The sequence below is a fragment of the Pseudomonas sp. NPDC087612 genome, from assembly GCF_044743505.1.
Lineage (GTDB): Bacteria > Pseudomonadota > Gammaproteobacteria > Pseudomonadales > Pseudomonadaceae > Aquipseudomonas.
The window spans coordinates 527,758-545,418 of sequence record NZ_JBIUWO010000001.1 but is presented as its reverse complement, the minus strand read 5'-3'; the positions used below and the strand labels follow the sequence as shown (position 1 = coordinate 545,418).

Here is a 17,661-nt window from a genome sequence, read left to right as displayed (position 1 = left end):
ACCCTGTTCGATAGTATTCAACTTTGCAGCGCTCACTGGCTAGGCTGAACGGCCATCAGGAGACTGCTTGTGACCCCATTCAGAACCGTACTCATCACCGGCGGCGCCCGTGGCCTGGGCCTGGCCTATGCCCGCGCCCTGGCACAAACCGGTGCGCAGGTGGTAATCAGCGACCTTGGCACCGACCGCGAAGGTTGTGGCCACGATGCTTCGATTGCCGAGGGCGCCGCCGAACTGTTGCGCAATGAAGGCCACCAGGTGATTGGTCACAGCGCCGACCTTGGCGATGAGCAAGCGTGCCGACAGTTGATCAGCAAGGTGCTCGACACGTTCGGCGGCCTCGATGCGCTGATCCATAACGCCGGCTGGGTCGGTTACCAGAACATCGAAGACTGCAGCAGCGTATTCATCGAGCGCGCCCTGGCCATCAACGTCCACGCGCCGCTGTGGTTGAGCAAGCACGCCTGGCCGGCGCTCAAGGCGTCTGGCAGCGGGCGTATCGTGCTCACTACCTCGGACCGGGCCATGTACCTGCGCCATGCACAAACCGGCCTGGGTGCCTACGCCGCCGGCAAGATGGCGCAACTGGGGATCATGAACGCCCTGGCCGCCGAGGGCGCCGAGCACGGGATTGCGGTCAACGCGATTTCGCCGGTGGCGCGCACGCGCATGTGGGGCCAGCAGGGCGAGCCCGAAGACCTCAAGCCCGAGTGGGTCGTGCCGGGGGTGTTGTACCTGGCTTCGGCAGACTGCCAGGACAGCGGCTACATCCTGCGTGCCAGCAACGGCCAGTTCTGCGCCACACGCTTCGAGGAAAACCCCCAGGTGGACTATCCGCGCGAGCTGCGCGGGGTGTCGGCCAGTACCGTGCGCGAAGTGCGGCAACGCTGGCAGATGATAAAAGCCATGTAATAGCGCTTGGTTTGCATCAGGGTATTAATTAGAATCAATCTCATTTGAGTCTAATCCATCCAGGTGCGTTGACATGAGCGAAGCGGCGGGCCCCACCGAGCAGACCCTGCAGGGCCTCTACCGAGAGCATCGCAGTTGGCTGGAGCGCTGGCTGTACCAGCGCCTGGGCAACCGCTGGGATGCCGCCGACCTCAGCCAGGATACTTTCCTGCGCGTGCTGGCAAGCCCCCAGGTGCTGAGCGAGTTACGCGAGCCACGGGCCTATCTGCTGACCGTCGGCAAGCGTTTGCTGGTCAATTTCCACAAGCGCCGCAGCCTGGAGCGTGCCTACCTCGAGGCTCTGGCCAGCCTGCCCGAGGCCCTGATGCCTTCGCCAGAGCAGCGTTGGTTGCTGCTGGAAACCCTGCAAGCCCTGGACGAACTGCTCGACGGTTTGCCGGCGGCGGTGCGTCGGGCGTTTCTCTGGTCGCAACTTGAAGGCCTGAATTACGCACAGATCGCCGAGCGCCTGGCGGTCAGTGAACGTACGGTCAAACGCTACATGGCCCAGGCGTATGAGCATTGCCTGCTGGTTGAACTATGAACCGCACCTTCAGCCGCGAAGCCCGGCAACTGGCGCGCACCGCCGCGCACTGGCTGGCCTTGCTCGATTCCGGGCAGGCCAGCGCCGAGGATTTGCAGCGTCTGCAGCACTGGCGCGCGGCCAATGCCCAGCACGAGCAGATCTGGCAGCGCGCCGAGGGCTTGCGCCAGCGTTTCCAGGACGTGCCGCCAACCCTGGCCATGGCCAGCCTCGACCGTCCCGAAGCCAACCGTCGAACCCTGCTCAAGCGTGGCCTGGCCTTGGCCTTGCTGTTGCCCGCCGGCTGGCTGCTCAGCCAGCAGGTGCCGCTGCAGGCCCTGCGAGCCGACCTGCGTACGGCGGTGGGTGAACGCCGTGGCGTGCGCCTGGCCGATGGCAGCCTGCTGCAATTGAACACGGCAACCGCCGTCAACCTTGACCTTGCTCACCAGCGCCTGACCCTAGTCGAGGGCGAGATCGCCCTGAGCGTCAGCCGTGCTCAAGCGCTGCACGTTGACCTTGGCATAGCCCGGGTGAGCGTCGGCCAGGCCCAGGTGTGCCTGCGGCGCGACGCCGAGCAGTGCCGCATCGCCGTGCTCCAGGGGGCAGTGCAGGTGCAGCCGCGCCAGGGCCCGGCGCTGGCCTTGCAGGTCGGCGACCAGTTGACCATCGGTGCCGACGGCAGTGGCGCCATGGACCGTTTCGACCCCCACCAGCCGGACTGGCGCGATGGCGTTCTGAGTGTCAACAACCAGCCGCTGGCGCAGTTTTTGCGTGAGCTGTCGCGTTACCGCCCGGGCTGGCTGCGCTGGGACCCGGCGCTGGAGTCGCTGAGGGTCACCGGCACGTTTCGCCTGGATGACACTGACCGGGTGCTGGCCCTGCTGGCGGCCAGCCTGCCGGTAGCGGTACAGGCGCGCAGCCGCTACTGGGTGACCCTGGTGGCCCGCGAGAAAACCGTGTGAGCGGTGCGGTGCTGTTGGTCACCTGACATTTTTACCAGTAGCGCAGCGACGCGCCGTTGGTGATGACGCCGGTTCAAAGGCTGGAGCCATGCCGACATGGACGAGAACAACAAAGAGCGCCTTCGCCTGTATCAACCTGGAGACACCGTGGTGCTGTACGGCTGTTTTGCCGCCGAGTACGGGGTGATGGAAACCCAGTCAGGCGTGGTGCGCAGCATCGATTGGTGCACCCACCAGTTGCAGCTTTACTTCGCCTGCGATGATGAATGCCGCTGCATTCCATTCGCCAGCATCACTGCGGTGCTGGCGCCGGGTCGTTGCAGCGTCGCTGCAGGTGATCAAGGCTGAGCTTGCCTCAGGGCAGCTCGATCTGCGCGCAAAGGCCGCCGCCGTCGCGGTTGCTCAAGGTCAGGCGGCCGCCGATGGCCTGGGTCAGCTGCGCGGCGATGGCCAGGCCCAGGCCGGTACCGCCGGTGCTGCGGTTGCGCGAGTTCTCTACCCGGTAGAACGGTTGCAGCACCGCCTCGAGCTCTTCGGCGGGTATCCCCGGGCCCTGGTCGAGCACGCGAATCAGCGTGCCGTTGTTGGCGCCGCTGCGCACCTCGAGCTGCGCCGCGCCGGCAAACTTCAGGGCGTTGTCGATCAGGTTCACCAGCACCCGGCGCAAGGCTTGCGGGCGGGTTTCGAGCAGCGCGCCGGTCTTGTCGTGCAGCTCGACCTGCTGGCCGCTGTCCTGGTAGTCGAACACCAGGCTGTCGAGCAAGGCATCGAGGTTGACCCGGCACGGTGCCTCGCTGTTGCCATCGATGCTGCGGGCGTAGGCGACGCCTTCACGCACCAGGTGTTCCATGGCCTCCAGGTCGCTCCAGAGCTTGTCGCGATCACTGCTGCTGTCCATGGCCTCGACCCGCAGCTTCATCCGCGTGATCGGCGTTTGCAGGTCATGGGAGATCGCCGCCAGCAGTTGCATGCGCTCTTTCAGGTAGGCGCCGATACGTGCCTGCAAGGTATTGAAGGCCACTGCGGCATACACCACTTCTCGCGGGCCGCTTTCGTCCAGTTGCGGCCCCGGGGCATTGGGGTCGAGCTGGTCGACCGCTTCGGCCAGGCGGGTCAGCGGGCGGATCGCGGTTTTCACCGCCAGCCAGGTGCACAGCAACAGCAGCGCCAGCTGGATCAGCAGCACCACCGGCAGCCAGCTCGACATCGGCACCGGCGCCGGGGTGACGTCGACGCTCAACGGTGCGCCGTCGGCCAGGCGCAGGCGCACCTGGAAGTGCGGCGTGGGCCCGGGGATGCTCTGGTAGTCCAGGGCGTACTGGCCGCCCAGGGCCTTGCCGATGGACAGTGCGGCCATGGGCGCGTCATCCATGCTCAGCCGCTGGCCGGGTTCGCCGGCATCCAGGCGGTAGCGATAGGTGCGCCGCTCCAGGCGCGGCAGCCAGGCGGCGCGTTCGGCGGCCGGCAGGCGGTCGAGAATGGCCACCGAGGTAGCGACGTCCTGCTCGAGGTTACTGAGCATCATCGAGCGCGAGCTCTGGTAGCGCTCGTAGAACTGGAAGCTGAACGACAAACCGTAGGCCAACACCAGGCCGGTGAAGAAGATCAGCGCCAGGCGCGAGGCGAGGGTGCGCGGCCAACGCAGCAGGCTGCCCATGTTCAGGCTTCGACCCGCTGCACGGGCAAGGCGAACACGTAGCCCTCGCTGCGTACCGTCTTGATATAGGCCGGCTCGCGGGCGTCATCCTGCAGGCGCTGGCGCAGGCGGCTGACCAAGAGGTCGATGGAGCGGTCGAAGATATCCGCCTCGCGGCCCTGGGTCAGGTTGAGCAGTTGCTCGCGGCTGAGCACCCGTTGCGGATGGTCGAGGAACACCCGCAGCAGCCGGTACTCGGCGCCGCTCAGGGCCACCAGGGTGGCGTTGGCGTCGAGCAGGTGGCGCGCGGTGGTGTCCAGGCGCCAGTGGCCGAAACCGAGGAGGCGGCTGCTTTCGCTGATGCTCAGGTTTGGCGGCAGCATGCGCGTGCGGCGCAGCACGGCGTTGATCCGCGCCAGCAGCTCGCGGGCCGAGAACGGCTTGCTCAGGTAGTCGTCGGCGCCCATTTCCAGGCCGATGATGCGGTCGGTTTCATCGTTGCGGGCGGTCAGCATCAGTACCGGCGTGGCCTTGTGCTTGCCGGCGCGCAGCTCGCGGCACAGCAGCAGGCCATCGTCACCGGGCATCATGATGTCGAGCACGATCAGGTCGACCACATTGGACTCGAGAAAGGCGCGCATCTGCCGGCCATCGGCGACGATGGTGGTGCGCAGCCCGTTCTTTTTCAGGTAGTTGCCTACCAGCTCCCTGATCTCTCGATCGTCGTCGACGACCAGGATGTGATCGACATGCTCCATCGTCCGGCTCCCGCTGTGGTGGTGGCGGCAAGTGTACAGAGCCCGGCAGGGCTTGCCTGCCGGGCTTTGTATTGCAGTGTATCTGCTGCGGCCATAGATACCTGGCGAGGCAAAGCGGGCCGATCCGGACACATTGGCGATACCTGGCGGGCCTGAAATAGCCAGCAACGGGTGGCAGCCGCCACCTCTGTGCAAACTGACTCGGGAGTACCGCCATGAACCTCAAGACCCTTGCCACTGCCAGCCTGTTGACCCTGTTCAGCCTCGGCACCGTTGCCGCCCAGGCTAGCGAAGCGGTGGTGGTACAGCAATATCGTTACGGCCAGCAACTGGATGTGCACAAGGTCCTGGCCTTGCACGAGGACAGCAGCATGGGCTGCGGCGTGGTCAACGCTCAGATGGACTACCTTGATTCCCAGGGCAAGGAACACCGCCTGCAGTACCAGAAATTTGCCAGTGACTGCCATGAAGGCGGTTAAGCCATCGATCAGGGAGGTTCGTCCATGAACATCAATTTCAACACAAATCGCCGTCGGGCCCTGGGCATCGCCGCACTGCTGGCCGTGCTGCTGGCGCTGGCGGGCCTGGGCAACCGCCTGTTCGCCGGCACGCCGGCAGGCCTTGAGACACTGGGGCCGATGCCGGAACTGGCCGGCGCCGTGCAGTGGCTCAACTCGCCGCCACTGGACCGCGCAGCGCTCAAGGGCAAGGTGGTGCTGGTGGACTTCTGGACCTACGAGTGCATCAATTGCCGGCGCAGCCTGCCGCACGTCAACACCTGGGCCAAGCGTTACGCCGACCAGGGCCTGGTGGTGATCGGCGTGCATACGCCGGAATACCCCGAGGAGCGAGTGGTCGACAATGTGCGCGAGCAAGTGGCCAAGCTGGATATCGACTACCCGGTGGCCATCGACAACGACTACGCGATCTGGAACGCCTTCGGCAACCAGTTCTGGCCGGCGCACTACATCGTCGATGGCAGCGGCCAGGTGCGCTATGTGCACTTTGGCGAAGGCGCCTACGACACCCAGGAGCAAGTCATCCAGCAACTGCTCAAGGAGCGTGACGGGCAGGCGGGGTGAAGATGTTCGGGTGGCGCTGGCCTCATCGCGGGTCCAGCCCGCTCCTGCAGAGGGCCTTGGCCAGTTGCCGGATTGCGGTTTCGATTTCACTGGCTGTCAGCGATGAATAGCCCAGCAGCCAGCCCTGCTGTTTATGTTCACCGGCATACAAACGGCTGAGCCCGGGCAGTTGCACGCCGGCGCGGGCGGCCAGCTGGATGGTGTGTTGCTCTGTCCAGCCTGGTTCGAGCACGCAGGGGATCTGCAGGCCTCCCGGCGGGCGCATGGCGGTGACGACGCCCGCCAGGTGCTTGCCAATCGCATCAAGCAGGCAGGCCCGGCGCCCGGCGTAGAGTTTGCGCATGGCGCGGATGTGGGCGTTGTAGTGGCCGTCGTCCATGAAGCGCGCCAGGGTTAGTTGCAGCACCTGCGGGGTGTGCCCGTCGATGATGCTGCGCGCCGCGCTGAAGGGCGCTACCAGCTCCGGCGGCAAGACCATGTAGCCGATGCGCAGGCCGGGGTAGAGGGTCTTGCTGAAGGTGCCGATGTAGAGGGTGCGCTGCTGGCTGTCCAGGCCCTGCACGCAGGCAGTAGGCAGGCCGTCGTAGTGGAACTCGCTGTCGTAGTCGTCCTCGATGATCCACTTGCCGTTCTGCGCCGCCCAGTCGATCAGCTCCAGGCGTCGCGCAAGGCTCAGGGTCGCGCCTGTGGGGTACTGGTGCGATGGCGTGACGTAGACGCAACTGGCGCCGCTTTGGTCGGCGCGCAGCAGGTCGGTGCGGATGCCGTGGGCGTCGACGTCGATCGGCACGATCCGCGCCTGCGCCGCTTCAAAGGCCTTCTTCGCGCCGAAGTAACCGGGGTTTTCCAGCAGGATCGGCTTGCCGGCATCCACCAGCATTTGTGCGCACAGGAACAGCGCCTGGCGGGTGCTGCTGAGCACCAGCACCTGTTCGGGCATCACCTTGGCGCCACGTTCGAGGTTCAGGTAGGTGGCGATGGCCTTGCGCAGGGCTTCGCTGCCCTGCGGGTCGCCGTGCAGCAGGACGTTGCCGCGATGGTCCTTCACGGCCTGGCGCTGCAGGCGTTCCCAGACTGCAAGGGGGAACGAGCGGGTTTCTGGCAGGCCGGTGGCAAAGGCCTTGATCACCTGCTGGTCGCTGACGCCGCCGTTGTCGAACAGTGCCCGTCCGCGCAGGCTCAAGCCCTGGCCGGGCTCGAGATCACTGCGTTTTTGCGCCCCGGCCTTGATGCGCCGTTGCCCGCTGCCACGCAGTTGCGCGCCGAGGTTGTCCGGCACATAACTGCCCGAGCCTGCGCGGCGGACGATATAGCCGTCGCGCTGCAGCTGCACGTAGGCGTTCTCGACGGTGTCGCGGGCGACGCCCAGCGATTTGGCCAGGGCGCGGCTGGCCGGCAGCTTGACGCCACCGGACAGCGCCCCTTCAAGGATCAGCGCGCGCAGCGCACGCTGGATGCGCTGGTGCAGGTCCAGCGCTGCGAACTCGGCGTCATTGACGCGCATCTTCAGGGTTTCAAGCTCGAACGTGGTTGCCATGTGGTCTGCCGCAAGTGAAGAAACTGGCCTGAACGGGCAGGCCAGTCTATTCGTACACTCGGTCGCTCGTCACTGCCTCTTCGCAAGGAACCCTACCGCCATGTCTACTTCAGCACTACGCCCCGGCGACCTCATGCCCCCGCTCATTGCCGGTCTCATCTCGGTTATCGTCAATTATGGCGGAACCTTCATCCTGGTTTTCCAAGCGGCCAAGGTCGCTGGTTTGAGCCCGGCCCTCACGGCTTCCTGGGTATGGTCGGTATCCATCGGCGTGGGGGTTACCGGGTTGTTGCTCAGTTGGCTCAGCCGCCAGCCGATCATCACCGCCTGGTCGACACCGGCCGCCGCCTTCCTGGTGGTGGCCCTGGCCAGTACGCCCTACGCCGAAGCGGTGGGCGCCTACCTGATCTCGGCAGCCGCGTTTGTGCTGCTGGGCTTATCGGGCTGTTTCGACAAGCTCATCCGCCTGATCCCGCCGGGCATTGCGGCGGGGCTGCTGGCAGGGATCCTGCTGCAGTTCGGCATCGGTGCCTTTGCCGGGCTCAGCGTCGACCCGTTGCTGGCCGCGCTGCTGATCGTGGCCTATCTGCTCTTCAAGCGCTTCAGTGCGCGCTATGCGGTGGTCGGCATCCTGCTGCTGGGGCTGGGCTTTTTGCTGATGCGCGGGCAGGTCGAGCTGTCAGGGCTGCGCTTGCAACTGGCGACGCCGGTCTTCACCGCGCCGGCGTTTTCATTCAATGCCATGCTCAGCGTGGCCCTGCCGCTGTTCCTGATTACCCTGACCGGCCAGTACATGCCCGGCATGCTGGTGCTGCGCAATGACGGCTTCAAGGCCAGTGCCAACCCTATTGTCGCCGTTACCGGGCTGGGCTCGTTGTTGATGGCGCCGTTCGGCTCCCACGCCTTCAACATCGCCGCGATCACCGCGGCGATCTGCACCGGCAAGGAAGCCCACGAAGAACCTGCCAAGCGCTGGATCGCCGGGGTGGCGGCGGGCGTGTTCTACATTCTTGTCGGCGTCTTCGGGGTAACCCTGGCCGCGCTGTTCATGGCCTTCCCGGCCACTTTCATCAGCACCCTGGCGGGGCTTGCGCTGCTGGGCACCATTGGCAGCAGCCTGGCCAATGCCATGGCCGATGCGAAAACCCGCGAAGCGTCGTTGATCACCTTTCTGGCTGCGGCCGCCAATATCAGTTTGCTCGGTATCGGCGGGGCGTTCTGGGGGCTGGTGATCGGCCTGGGCGCTTATGCCGTGCTCAATGGCCGCTTGCCGCGCCGGGAGCGGGCAGGGGTGATCGGTGCCAGCAATGGCGAGGGGTAAGGCCGCGATCAGCGCTTGACCGCCTTGGCGCGCTGATTCTCGTCGCTGCGCGCCCGTGCCGGGATGTTCTCCAGCGAAGTGGGCTTGTCGGCGATGTTGATCACCGTCCACTCCCAGAACGCGCTGGTCCAGTAGGTCAGTTCACCGTCTTCGAGCAGCAGGTCGTGGCGGCCACTGCTGTTCGGCGCTTCTTTGGCCTGACGCATCAACGGCACCAGTTGCATGGCGCGTTCGCTGTCGGTGGTCTCCAGTGACAGCGAAACCTGGCGTAGGCGGTCATCCTTGTCGAAGGCCGCTTCGATGCGGCTGACCTCGACGCCGCCGAGTTTGTAGGGTTCGATGCCCGGTACCGGGTCGACAGCCTGGTAGTACTGACGGGGCACGTTGTAGTGCACGCCGTTGATCAGCCAGACCCGGGTGAAATGCCGCTCCATTACCTCCACGACCTGCGCGCGCGGCATGCCCAGCGTGAACTCGCCAAGGCTCAGCGCCGACCAGGCGGTGGTCGGGAACAGGGCACAGCAGAGCAACAATGTCAGCATCCTTGGCACGCGGGGTCCTCCTTGAAATGAGCGCAAAGGGTACTGCAGCCCTCGCATCCGCGCTAGGATCAGCAGTCCTGCACTGACAATGAGGTCACCTGTGAAATACGCCATTGCCCTGCTACTGAGCCTGATGCCGTTGCTGGCTGGCGCCGCCGAAGTCGGCGAACGCCTGGCGCCCTTTACCTTGCTTGACCAGCACGACCAGCCCTACAGCCTCAACGCGCAGACCCGCGTACTGCTGGTGGCGCGCAACATGGACGCTGCCAAGCTGGTCCAGGCCGCCGTCGGTGAGCAGCCCAAGGGCTACCTGCAAGCACGCGAGGCGGTGTTCGTCGCCGACATCCAGCGCATGCCGGCGCTGATCAGCAAACTGTTCGCCATCCCGGCCATGCGTGACTACAGCTACCGGGTGCTGCTGGACCGCGACGGCGAGGTGGTTGCGCGCTATCCGGGGGCTGAAGGCCAGGTGCTGTGGATTCAGTTGGAGCAGGGGGTTGTGGCGGGGCAGAAGGAATATGCCAGTGCCGAGGCGTTGGCCACAGCGCTCAAGGCGTTGCCGCAGCCATAGTGGATTTGAATGCAGCGCAACGCTGTGGGAGCGGGCTGGACCCGCGATCGAGCGCGAAGCGGTCGCAATCCAGACGCCACCTGATGGGGAGGCTGTACTGACCCCATCGCGGGGCAAGTCGGGTCGCCGCACGGCCGCTCCCACAGGTAGCGTAGGCCTTTAGAGGCGCGAGCTGATCCATTGGCGATGCTGCTCACACTTCACCTTTGCGCCTTGTCGGCGAATGGACCGGCGATGCACGAGTAGCGAAAGCAAAAAAGCGCTCTGCTTCTAGATGTATGTAATTGCAGACGCCACCGATCGTCCCTTGCAGAAGGCCGAGTGGAACCCTTGCGTAGTGGGGCGACGGCCATGGATGGCCGGCGAGCGCCGCAGGGCCAGGGACGGCCCTTCGGCGCGACCCCACGGGAGCAAGGGTGGAAGGAGGGAACCCGGAGCGCAGCGCAGGGCCGATGAAGGGACAGGGCGTTTTTGGTTACTTTTGCCGCCAAGCAAAAGTGACCCGCCGTAAGGGCGGAAGGCGCCGGCAGCGCCTCATCATCAAATGGATCAGCTCAAACACAGCCTGGCTGCCCCAATACTTGCAAGCTGCTTAAGACAGTTGCTCCCACATGGGCAGTGCAGGCAGGCGCAGATCTTACAGCGGCACCTGCAAGGTCGCCTTGACCCGATCCAGCACCACGATGGTACGAAACCACTTCACGTTCGGGTTGTCATGAAACAGTCGCTGGGCGATGTCCTGGAATACGGTCATGCTCGCTACCGTCAGCACCAGCAAAAAGTCGGCGTCGCCGGTGACGTAGTAGCACTGCTGAATTTCAGGTCCCGAGAACGCACGCTTCATGACTTCCAGGTCCGCCGACTGGGTGCGGTCGGCGTGCACCTCGACCATCAGGGTAATCACCTGGCCGACTTTGTCCGGGTTGATCACCGCGGCATTGGCCTGGATTACCCCGGTCTTTTTCAAGCGCTGGATCCGCCGCTGCACCGAGGCGCTAGACAAGTGCACCTGCTCGGCCAGCTCACGCAGGGGCTGGCTGTTATCGCGCTGCAGGGCGGCAAGCAGGGCAAGGTCGAATTCATCCAGGTCCATGCAAAAATTTCTCATCTTGAGGGGTGAAAACGAGGGCACTTATCAGTGGCTGCGGAATAAATTATCACCCTCTGCTGGTCCTCATTAAGGAATTTGCAATGACCGCGCATAACTCCACGTTGGGCGTCGTGCTCAATGTTCTCGCCTCGGTGCTGTTCGCGGTGATGTACGCCTACACCAGCCTGCTCGCGCCCCTGGACGGCGCCGAAATCTATGGCTGGCGGATCCTTCTGACCGTGCCGTGCCTGACCCTGATGGTGATCGCCAGCGGGCACTGGCCGCAGGTGCGGCGGATATTCCTGCGCCTGTTCGAAGAGCGCTGGTTCTGGGCGATTCGCCTGGTTTCGGCGGTGTTGCTCGGCGCGCAGTTGTGGCTGTTCATGTGGGCACCGATCAACGGCTATGGCCTGGACGTGTCGCTGGGCTACTTCCTGATGCCGCTGGTGATGGTGATTGTCGGCCGCCTGGCGTTCAAGGATTCGATCAGCCGCCTGCAACTGCTGGCCTGTGCCTTGGCGGCGCTGGGCATCATTAACCAGATCGCCATCGCCAAGGCGATTTCCTGGCCGGTGCTGGTGGTGTCACTGGGCTATCCGCTGTACTTCTGGCTGCGCCGGGTGACCGACACCAACAACATGGGCGGCTTGTGGTTCGACATGAGCCTGAGCCTGCCGGTGAGCCTGTATTTCGTGCTCAAGGGCGGGGTAGTGCTCGGCCTTGCCGGCGCAGCCTCAAGCTTGCCCTGGCTGGTGCTCGGCCTCGGCGCGATCAGCGCCGCAGCCCTGGGCCTGCAGGCGCTGTCGGCACCACGGCTGAACCTGACCCTGTTTGGCCTGCTGATTTATGTCGAGCCAGTGCTGCTGGTGGTCGCCGCGGTGCTGCTGGGCGACAGCATCGCCCCGGCGCAGTGGCCGACCTATATTGCGATCTGGCTGGCGGTGCTGGTGCTGGTGGTGGAGGGCGGTTTGAGCCTCAACGGCAACCGCCGCGCTTACTCGCCCAGCCGCTGCTCGCGTGAAGGCGGGTAGCCGAAGTAGGCGCAGTAGCACTTGCTGAAGTGCGAGACCGAGACAAAACCGCAGGCAATCGCCACGTCCATCAGCGGCAGGTCGGAATACTGCAACAGACGCCGGCTTTTGGTGATGCGCAGTTCCATGTAGTAGCGGCTTGGCGAGGTGCCCAGTTGCGCCTGGAACAGGCGGTCGATCTGCCGGCGCGAACGGCCGCTGTAGGCCGCCAGTTGATCGAGGCTGAGGGTTTCTTCAAGGTTGCTTTCCATCAGCTCGACGATGGTGCGCAGTGGCGCGCTCATGGTTTTCTTCTGGCTGCTGTCGACCCGGCGAAAGCGCGCGCTGGAAAACGCCAGGATCTCCTCGACGCCCTCGGCCAGCGCTTCGCCATGTTGCAGCTTGAGCAGCGCCAGCATCATTTCTAGCGCGCCGTTGGGGCTGGCGGCGGTCAGGCGTTCGCGGTCGAGCACAAAGCTTGCCGGGGTGATGGTGCACTGCGGGCTGCGCTCGGCCAGGCTTGCCCGTTGTTCAGGGTGGATGGTGCAGTTGTAGCCCTCCAGCACCCCGGCGCGGCCGAGAAACCAGGCGCCGTTCCACAGGCCGCCGAGGGCCAGTTGGTGGGCGGCAGCATCGCACAGCAGCTTGTCCAGCTGCGGGTACTTGAGTGGGGTACGCAGGCCGCCACAAACAATCAGCATGTCGAGGTTGTCCAGCGCTGCGCGGTCCAGGTGCGCGGCATAAATCTCCAGGCCCAGGTCACTGGTGACCCGCTCGCTGCCCAGGGAGAACGGCGTGCTCAGAAACAGGTTGCTCTTGAGCAGGTTGGCCGTCACCAGTACATCCATGGCCACGGTAAAGCTGGCCATGGAGAAGTTCTCCAGCAGCAAAAAGCCCACCTGGTACGCCGGGGTCGAGGCAGCCTCGGGGTGCTTGAGGTTGAGCATGTTACTGGTGCTGGATTTCTTGCTGAACTGGCGTGGGGTGGGCAAGGCGCGGCTCCGCGAACTGGCAGGTTGAGGCGATGATGCCAGATATTGCCCGGCCCGCAATGGCAATCAGAATGAACCCCGGCTGGCTGCGCACACCTAACCTTCAGAACCCCTCTGGAGGCTACCCATGGAAAACGGTCATATCTGGATCACCCTTGCCGTATTGCTCACCCTGGTCGAACTCTGGGCCATCAAACGCATCATCGGCAGCAAGAGCCGGGCGGATCGCAAGATGTTGTGGATCGTGTTTATCGTCTTTGTACCCGTGCTGGGCCTGATTGCCTGGGCCGTGGCCGGGCCGAAAGCCAGCGCGGGGGTGCCGATTTCGCGGGAGGGTTGACCCGGCGGCTGGCGACAGGGATTGTAGGGGCGACGGCGCATCGTCGCGCCTGCATGACCCAAGGAAGCACTTCATGCCGCTGTTTGAAACCCCACGCCTGCTCGTGCGCGAACTCTCGCGTCAAGACCTGCCCGCCTTGACCGCCATTCTCAGCGACCCTGAGGTGATGAAATTCTCGGTGCGCGGTGTCTGCGACGAACAGATGACCGGGGCTTTTATCGACTGGTGCGTGCAGTGCTACGCCAGCTACGGCATGGGCCAATGGGCGCTGGTCGACAAGGCCAACGGCGAGCTGGTCGGTTTTTGCGGCGTCAGCCCGGAGCAGGTCGAAGGGGTAGAGCAGGCCAGCCTGGGCTATCGTCTGGCTACACGCTATTGGGGTCAGGGACTGGCCAGCGAAGCGGTGCGCGGCGTGCTTGAGCATGCGTTCAACGAGCACCGGCTGGCGGCAGTGATTGCAATTATTGACGCGGCCAACATTGCCTCCTGGCGCGTGGCGCAAAAAGCCGGCTTCAATGCCTTCGATACTGTGCAGTTTCACGAGCGGCCGGTGCGGGTGTATCGGCTGACGCATCCGCACTGGAAGGCCCCATGACCAGCAGCAGACACCTCGACCCGTTGCGCCAGGTCATCCGCCAACAAGCGGTTGCACCCGCACCTGCGCCGTGGCGGTTGACTGGCCAGTTCACCGTCGCCGGCCTGCTGGAAATCGGCTTCGACCGTGACAGCGAGCGGCTGCTGGTGGCTTCGAGTTCAGGCCGCAGTGTGATCGACTGTCGCAGCGGCGAGAAAATCGCCCGCGACCGCACCGACAACCTGGGCAGCGACCATTATCTGGAAACCCGCGGCATCGGCCCGCTCAACGAGCGGGTGATCCGCATGTCCGGCATCCAGGGCGGCGGCCTGCCGATCAGCACCAGCGATGGCTGGGTGGTTGAGAACATCACCCTGGCCTGGCCTGAGCAGCACCTGCTGCTGGTCGAGCCGGGTTCCTGGCTGCATGGCGCGCGCTACAACCGGCCCGCCAGGTTTCATACCCTGGCAATCGAGACCGAAGTGCGTGCCTTCGGGTTTTCCTATACCGGTTTGAGCCTGGTGATCGCCACCAGCGGCGAGTTGCTGGTTTATGGGCGAGGGTAGTGGCCGAGCCAGGTCAGTATCTCGTCCCATAGCGGTTGTGCCTGAGCCTTGAAGTACCCCATGTGGCCAATGGCACCATTGCCCGGTTGCAGGTCACGGCGAGTCACTGGCGCATTGCAGTAAGCCTTGACGAAGGCATCCCGCGAGCGCGGTGGCGCCCAGGGGTCATCCAGCGAGGTGGCGAACACGCAAGGCATGCGCACCTGGGCGTACTGCTCGGCCAGATGGGCCATGCGCGGGTCGTCGAAGTAGTAGTGCGGGTAGGCGCACCAGCGCTTCCAGTCACGGTAGACCCCGCGCGGCAGATCATCGCCCATGCCAAGCAGGCTCCAGGCCATGTAACCCTTGAGGGCTACCAGCGGCGGCAGGACCCAGCGCCACAATAGGCGCACCTTCAGCGCCTCCGGCCAGGGCATCCAGCCGGCCCAGCCGGCGCCGCTGCCGAGGCTGTAACAGGCGCTGATACAGGCATGATTGGGCAGCAGGCCAATGGCATGGCCGCCGAAGGAATGGCCGACCCAGTACAAGGGTAATGGCTCGGCGCCGAGCAGGTCGACGGCCGCGGCCAAGTCCAGGTAAGCCCAGTCCAGGTAGGACATCTCAAAGCCTTTGAGCGACGCCGGCCGCGACTCGCCGACGCCGCGGTAATCGACAGTCAGCACGTTGAAACCCTGAGCTGCCGCATGCTCGGCAAAGCGCCGGTAGAAGCGTTGCTGCACGCCGGTGGCGCCGGCCAGGATCAGGTTGCCACGGGCTTCGCCCACAGCCGGGTAGCGGTACGCCGACAACGGGTAACCGTCGCGGGCATGCAAGGTGAAGGCGTGCGGCGGGGCCGGGGAGATCATCTGGGTCATGGTGGTCAGCGCCCGGTGAACTGCGGGGCGCGCTTTTGCATCATCGCCATCACCCCTTCACGCACATCGGCGCTGCCGATCAGCTCCAGCAACGTTTCCTCGAGCCTGGCCAATGCCGCAGCATCGCCTTCGTCCCGGGCCAGGAAGGCCGATTGCAGGGTAGCCTTGATCGCCAGCGGCGCAGCCCTGGCAATGCGTTCGGCATAGTCGATGGCGCGGGCCAGGGCTTGGCCTGGAGCCACCACCTCATTGACCAGATTCATCGCCCGCGCTTGATCGGCATCGAACTCATCGCCAGTGAGCATGTAGCGCATGGCGTTGGCCCAGCCTGCGGCCTGGGTGAAGCGCACAGTAGAGCCGCCTGATGGCGGGATGCCGCGCAGCACCTCCAGGTGAGCGAAGCGCGCATTGCTGGCAGCGATGGCGATATCGGCGTTGAGCAGCAATTCGATGCCCGCGGTCCAGCAGATGCCCTCGACCGCGACCACTACCGGCTTGCTCCGGCGAGGCAGGCGGGTGCCCCAGGGGTCGATGCTGCCCTCTGGGTAGTGCAAGCCACCGCTGGCCAGCTTCGGTGCCAACTCCATAAGGTCGAGCCCGGCGGTGAAATGCTCGCCATGGGCAAACAGCACCATGCAGCGCAGTTCGTCATTGCCCTCGTATTCACCGAGGGCCAGCGCCAGGTCCATCAGCAGCGCGCTGTCCATGGCGTTGCGCTTGGCGGCGCGGTCCAGGCCCACCAGCCATAGGTGGCCACGCTGTTCGCGGCTGACTCGATCGGGGCCGCTATTGGCTTCGCTCATCGACTTGCACTCCGGCAAAGAGGTTAGAAGGGTTACTTACCGTTCGTTCGGTTTGATGAAGCTAACCAAACGTTCGGTAACTATCAAGTGGAGCTGGCCAGGCTTATGGCATAGAATCAGCGCCATTGATCGACTGCAGGACTGGCCGTGCGACCGCTGAAAATTCCCCGAGACCAACTGCTGCAGCGCTGCGCCAACACCTTCAAGCGCTACGGCTATCACGGCACCACCATGGACATGCTTTCGGCGGCCTGCGGCCTGACCAAGGCGTCCTTCTATCATCACTACCCGAACAAGGAAGCGCTGCTGCGCGACGTGCTGGCCTGGACCCATGAAGGGCTTGCGAAGCACCTGTTCAGTATTGCCGACGACTTGAGCCTGAGCCCTGTTCAACGTCTGGAGGAAATGGGTCGCAAGGCAGGTCGGGTGTTTGAGGCCGATGCCATCGGCTGCCTGATGGCGGTGGTGGCCATCGATGCCAGTTACGGCAAGAATGAGCTGATGGTGCCGATTCGCGAATTCTTTGCCGCCTGGGCCAAGGCGTTTGCCCGGCTCTATCAGGGCCTGCTGGATGATGAACAGGCGCAGGCCCGGGGGCGGCAATTGGTAGCGGATTACGAAGGGGCGATTCTATTGGCACGGATCCATGACGACATGAGCTACTTCAAGGCGGTGACCCAGCGGGCCCTGGGCGAATTGCAGGGAACTCACAAGGGTTGAAGGCGCCTGTGGTCCCTGTGGCAGCCGGCTTGCCCGCGATCGAGCGCGCAGCGGTCGCAATACGGGCATCGCTGGCGTATTTTCAATGACCTGTTCCAAGGCGCCACTGCTGATGACTACCCAACCTTTCCATCCCTGCCAAGCCCTCGCTGACCTGCTGTTGCCGCACCTGCCGGCGGACAACGGCGATGGCTCTCACGACCTGACGCATATCCACCGGGTCTGGAGCAATGCCCGGCGGATTCAGGCCCGGGAGGGCGGCGATCTGTCCATCCTGCTGGCCGCCACGCTGCTGCACGATTGCGTCGCGGTCGAAAAGAACTCGCCGCTGCGCGCCCAGGCCTCGACCCTGTCTGCGGAAAAAGCTGCCCGGATACTCGCCGATCTTGGCTGGCCCGGCGAGCGCATCAGCGCTGTCGCTCATGCCGTCGCTACGCACAGTTTTTCAGCCGGCCTGGCGCCGGAAACCCTCGAGGCAAAAATCCTTCAGGACAGTGACCGTCTGGACGCCATCGGTATGGTCGGTGTGGCTCGCTGCTTCTACGTCGGTGGGCGCATGGGCTCGGCCCTGTACGATTTCACTAATCCCAGCGCGGCAGGCCGCGACTACCTGGACCACCAGTTCAGCCTCGAGCACTTTCACACCAAATTGCTGAAACTGGCCTCGGGCTTTCAAACCGGGGAGGGCGCACGTCTGGCGGCCGAGCGGCATCGGCGGCTTGAGCTGTTTGTGCAAGGTTTCATGGAAGAGATTGGCGGCCCTCAAGACTGATGCGGGCAGCGCTGGAATCGTGCATTCTCGGCTGCCGAGCAACTTCAGCGAGTG

The 17,661-nt window shown here is 64.5% G+C and carries 22 protein-coding genes; 14 read left to right on the top strand and 8 right to left on the bottom strand.

The window, feature by feature from the left end:
- Window positions 1–69: 69 nt before the first annotated feature.
- The 4 genes from ACIOVF_RS02370 (at window position 70) to ACIOVF_RS02355 (ending at window position 2,787) form a co-directional block, all read left to right on the top strand.
- Window positions 70–912, top strand: coding sequence for an SDR family NAD(P)-dependent oxidoreductase (locus ACIOVF_RS02370; protein WP_401287182.1), 843 nt, complete (start codon window positions 70–72; stop codon window positions 910–912).
- Window positions 913–985: 73 nt separating this feature from the next.
- On the top strand, window positions 986–1,495 hold the full coding sequence (locus ACIOVF_RS02365) for a sigma-70 family RNA polymerase sigma factor (RefSeq protein ID WP_045194228.1): 510 nt from the start codon (window positions 986–988) through the stop codon (window positions 1,493–1,495).
- On the top strand, window positions 1,492–2,439 hold the full coding sequence (locus ACIOVF_RS02360) for a FecR domain-containing protein (RefSeq protein ID WP_401287178.1): 948 nt from the start codon (window positions 1,492–1,494) through the stop codon (window positions 2,437–2,439). The genes ACIOVF_RS02365 and ACIOVF_RS02360 overlap by 4 nt, the downstream gene beginning before the upstream one ends.
- Window positions 2,440–2,535: 96 nt before the next feature.
- Window positions 2,536–2,787, top strand: a complete 252-nt coding sequence (locus ACIOVF_RS02355) for a hypothetical protein (RefSeq protein ID WP_093381367.1) — start codon at window positions 2,536–2,538, stop codon at window positions 2,785–2,787.
- Between the two features lie 7 nt (window positions 2,788–2,794).
- Here ACIOVF_RS02355 and ACIOVF_RS02350 read toward each other — a convergent pair whose 3' ends face one another.
- Window positions 2,795–4,084 carry a sensor histidine kinase gene (locus tag ACIOVF_RS02350; RefSeq protein WP_401287588.1) on the bottom strand — a complete coding sequence of 430 codons (1,290 nt, stop codon included), beginning with the start codon at window positions 4,082–4,084 and terminating at the stop codon, window positions 2,795–2,797.
- A gap of 14 nt (window positions 4,085–4,098) precedes the next feature.
- On the bottom strand, window positions 4,099–4,833 hold the full coding sequence (locus tag ACIOVF_RS02345; RefSeq protein WP_093381369.1) for a response regulator: 735 nt from the start codon (window positions 4,831–4,833) through the stop codon (window positions 4,099–4,101).
- 215 nt (window positions 4,834–5,048) lie between these two features.
- Between ACIOVF_RS02345 and ACIOVF_RS02340 the strand changes: the two genes are divergently transcribed.
- Window positions 5,049–5,312 carry a DUF2790 domain-containing protein gene (locus tag ACIOVF_RS02340; protein ID WP_093381371.1) on the top strand — a complete coding sequence of 88 codons (264 nt, stop codon included), beginning with the start codon at window positions 5,049–5,051 and terminating at the stop codon, window positions 5,310–5,312.
- A gap of 24 nt (window positions 5,313–5,336) precedes the next feature.
- The gene (locus tag ACIOVF_RS02335) at window positions 5,337–5,915 is read left to right on the top strand and encodes a thioredoxin family protein (protein ID WP_401287174.1); all 579 of its coding nucleotides are present in this window, start codon (window positions 5,337–5,339) and stop codon (window positions 5,913–5,915) included.
- Between the two features lie 22 nt (window positions 5,916–5,937).
- On the opposite strand, the gene ACIOVF_RS02330 is transcribed toward ACIOVF_RS02335, so the two are convergent.
- Entirely contained in the window at window positions 5,938–7,452 is a 1,515-nt protein-coding gene (locus tag ACIOVF_RS02330) for a PLP-dependent aminotransferase family protein (RefSeq protein ID WP_401287171.1), read from the bottom strand.
- Between the two features lie 100 nt (window positions 7,453–7,552).
- Here ACIOVF_RS02330 and ACIOVF_RS02325 point away from each other — a divergent pair, with 100 nt between their 5' ends.
- Window positions 7,553–8,773 (top strand): benzoate/H(+) symporter BenE family transporter, encoded by a 1,221-nt coding sequence (locus tag ACIOVF_RS02325; RefSeq protein WP_093381377.1) that lies wholly within the window; start codon window positions 7,553–7,555, stop codon window positions 8,771–8,773.
- Window positions 8,774–8,781: 8 nt separating this feature from the next.
- Here ACIOVF_RS02325 and ACIOVF_RS02320 read toward each other — a convergent pair whose 3' ends face one another.
- Window positions 8,782–9,315: a hypothetical protein gene (locus ACIOVF_RS02320; RefSeq protein WP_401287585.1), complete on the bottom strand. Its 534-nt coding sequence runs from the start codon at window positions 9,313–9,315 to the stop codon at window positions 8,782–8,784.
- Between the two features lie 100 nt (window positions 9,316–9,415).
- Here ACIOVF_RS02320 and ACIOVF_RS02315 point away from each other — a divergent pair, with 100 nt between their 5' ends.
- The gene (locus ACIOVF_RS02315) at window positions 9,416–9,886 is read left to right on the top strand and encodes an FAD/FMN-containing dehydrogenase (protein ID WP_401287168.1); all 471 of its coding nucleotides are present in this window, start codon (window positions 9,416–9,418) and stop codon (window positions 9,884–9,886) included.
- Between the two features lie 637 nt (window positions 9,887–10,523).
- On the opposite strand, the gene ACIOVF_RS02310 is transcribed toward ACIOVF_RS02315, so the two are convergent.
- On the bottom strand, window positions 10,524–10,979 hold the full coding sequence (locus tag ACIOVF_RS02310) for an Lrp/AsnC family transcriptional regulator (RefSeq protein WP_401287165.1): 456 nt from the start codon (window positions 10,977–10,979) through the stop codon (window positions 10,524–10,526).
- Window positions 10,980–11,077: 98 nt separating this feature from the next.
- Between ACIOVF_RS02310 and rarD the strand changes: the two genes are divergently transcribed.
- Window positions 11,078–12,007 (top strand): EamA family transporter RarD, encoded by a 930-nt coding sequence (rarD, locus tag ACIOVF_RS02305; RefSeq protein WP_093381383.1) that lies wholly within the window; start codon window positions 11,078–11,080, stop codon window positions 12,005–12,007.
- Here rarD and ACIOVF_RS02300 read toward each other — a convergent pair.
- Window positions 11,971–12,978 carry a GlxA family transcriptional regulator gene (locus ACIOVF_RS02300; protein WP_258593987.1) on the bottom strand — a complete coding sequence of 336 codons (1,008 nt, stop codon included), beginning with the start codon at window positions 12,976–12,978 and terminating at the stop codon, window positions 11,971–11,973. The genes rarD and ACIOVF_RS02300 overlap by 37 nt on opposite strands.
- 127 nt (window positions 12,979–13,105) lie before the next feature.
- On the opposite strand from ACIOVF_RS02300, the gene ACIOVF_RS02295 reads away from it, so the two are divergent.
- From ACIOVF_RS02295 to ACIOVF_RS02285, 3 genes are all read left to right on the top strand, one after another.
- Window positions 13,106–13,318, top strand: a complete 213-nt coding sequence (locus ACIOVF_RS02295) for a PLD nuclease N-terminal domain-containing protein (protein ID WP_038995826.1) — start codon at window positions 13,106–13,108, stop codon at window positions 13,316–13,318.
- Window positions 13,319–13,391: 73 nt separating this feature from the next.
- On the top strand, window positions 13,392–13,913 hold the full coding sequence (locus ACIOVF_RS02290) for a GNAT family N-acetyltransferase (RefSeq protein WP_401287160.1): 522 nt from the start codon (window positions 13,392–13,394) through the stop codon (window positions 13,911–13,913).
- The gene (locus ACIOVF_RS02285; protein ID WP_195884509.1) at window positions 13,910–14,458 is read left to right on the top strand and encodes a hypothetical protein; all 549 of its coding nucleotides are present in this window, start codon (window positions 13,910–13,912) and stop codon (window positions 14,456–14,458) included. The genes ACIOVF_RS02290 and ACIOVF_RS02285 overlap by 4 nt, the downstream gene beginning before the upstream one ends.
- Here the strand turns inward: ACIOVF_RS02285 and ACIOVF_RS02280 are convergent.
- Complete coding sequence (locus ACIOVF_RS02280; protein ID WP_401287582.1) at window positions 14,443–15,303, bottom strand: alpha/beta fold hydrolase; 861 nt, start codon at window positions 15,301–15,303, stop codon at window positions 14,443–14,445. The genes ACIOVF_RS02285 and ACIOVF_RS02280 overlap by 16 nt on opposite strands.
- Window positions 15,304–15,317: 14 nt before the next feature.
- Window positions 15,318–16,115, bottom strand: a complete 798-nt coding sequence (locus tag ACIOVF_RS02275) for a crotonase/enoyl-CoA hydratase family protein (RefSeq protein ID WP_045194208.1) — start codon at window positions 16,113–16,115, stop codon at window positions 15,318–15,320.
- Between the two features lie 147 nt (window positions 16,116–16,262).
- Here ACIOVF_RS02275 and ACIOVF_RS02270 point away from each other — a divergent pair, with 147 nt between their 5' ends.
- On the top strand, window positions 16,263–16,835 hold the full coding sequence (locus ACIOVF_RS02270; RefSeq protein WP_045194206.1) for a TetR/AcrR family transcriptional regulator: 573 nt from the start codon (window positions 16,263–16,265) through the stop codon (window positions 16,833–16,835).
- 112 nt (window positions 16,836–16,947) lie between these two features.
- A complete protein-coding gene (locus ACIOVF_RS02265) occupies window positions 16,948–17,607 on the top strand; it encodes an HD domain-containing protein (RefSeq protein ID WP_401287155.1) in 660 nt (219 codons plus the stop codon).
- Window positions 17,608–17,661 lie beyond the last annotated feature (54 nt).

Excerpts from the sequence above, each read along its gene's own strand:
- ACIOVF_RS02365 (WP_045194228.1), top strand. The coding sequence starts at position 986 with ATGAGCGAAGCGGCGGGCCCCACCGAGCAGACCCTGCAGGGCCTCTAC.
- ACIOVF_RS02360 (WP_401287178.1), top strand. The coding sequence starts at position 1,492 with ATGAACCGCACCTTCAGCCGCGAAGCCCGGCAACTGGCGCGCACCGCC.
- ACIOVF_RS02355 (WP_093381367.1), top strand. The coding sequence starts at position 2,536 with ATGGACGAGAACAACAAAGAGCGCCTTCGCCTGTATCAACCTGGAGAC.
- ACIOVF_RS02345 (WP_093381369.1), bottom strand. The coding sequence starts at position 4,833 with ATGGAGCATGTCGATCACATCCTGGTCGTCGACGACGATCGAGAGATC.
- ACIOVF_RS02340 (WP_093381371.1), top strand. The coding sequence starts at position 5,049 with ATGAACCTCAAGACCCTTGCCACTGCCAGCCTGTTGACCCTGTTCAGC.
- ACIOVF_RS02335 (WP_401287174.1), top strand. The coding sequence starts at position 5,337 with ATGAACATCAATTTCAACACAAATCGCCGTCGGGCCCTGGGCATCGCC.
- ACIOVF_RS02330 (WP_401287171.1), bottom strand. The coding sequence starts at position 7,452 with ATGGCAACCACGTTCGAGCTTGAAACCCTGAAGATGCGCGTCAATGAC.
- ACIOVF_RS02325 (WP_093381377.1), top strand. The coding sequence starts at position 7,553 with ATGTCTACTTCAGCACTACGCCCCGGCGACCTCATGCCCCCGCTCATT.
- ACIOVF_RS02320 (WP_401287585.1), bottom strand. The coding sequence starts at position 9,315 with ATGCTGACATTGTTGCTCTGCTGTGCCCTGTTCCCGACCACCGCCTGG.
- ACIOVF_RS02310 (WP_401287165.1), bottom strand. The coding sequence starts at position 10,979 with ATGGACCTGGATGAATTCGACCTTGCCCTGCTTGCCGCCCTGCAGCGC.
- rarD (WP_093381383.1), top strand. The coding sequence starts at position 11,078 with ATGACCGCGCATAACTCCACGTTGGGCGTCGTGCTCAATGTTCTCGCC.
- ACIOVF_RS02295 (WP_038995826.1), top strand. The coding sequence starts at position 13,106 with ATGGAAAACGGTCATATCTGGATCACCCTTGCCGTATTGCTCACCCTG.
- ACIOVF_RS02290 (WP_401287160.1), top strand. The coding sequence starts at position 13,392 with ATGCCGCTGTTTGAAACCCCACGCCTGCTCGTGCGCGAACTCTCGCGT.
- ACIOVF_RS02285 (WP_195884509.1), top strand. The coding sequence starts at position 13,910 with ATGACCAGCAGCAGACACCTCGACCCGTTGCGCCAGGTCATCCGCCAA.
- ACIOVF_RS02280 (WP_401287582.1), bottom strand. The coding sequence starts at position 15,303 with ATGATCTCCCCGGCCCCGCCGCACGCCTTCACCTTGCATGCCCGCGAC.
- ACIOVF_RS02275 (WP_045194208.1), bottom strand. The coding sequence starts at position 16,115 with ATGAGCGAAGCCAATAGCGGCCCCGATCGAGTCAGCCGCGAACAGCGT.
- ACIOVF_RS02265 (WP_401287155.1), top strand. The coding sequence starts at position 16,948 with ATGACTACCCAACCTTTCCATCCCTGCCAAGCCCTCGCTGACCTGCTG.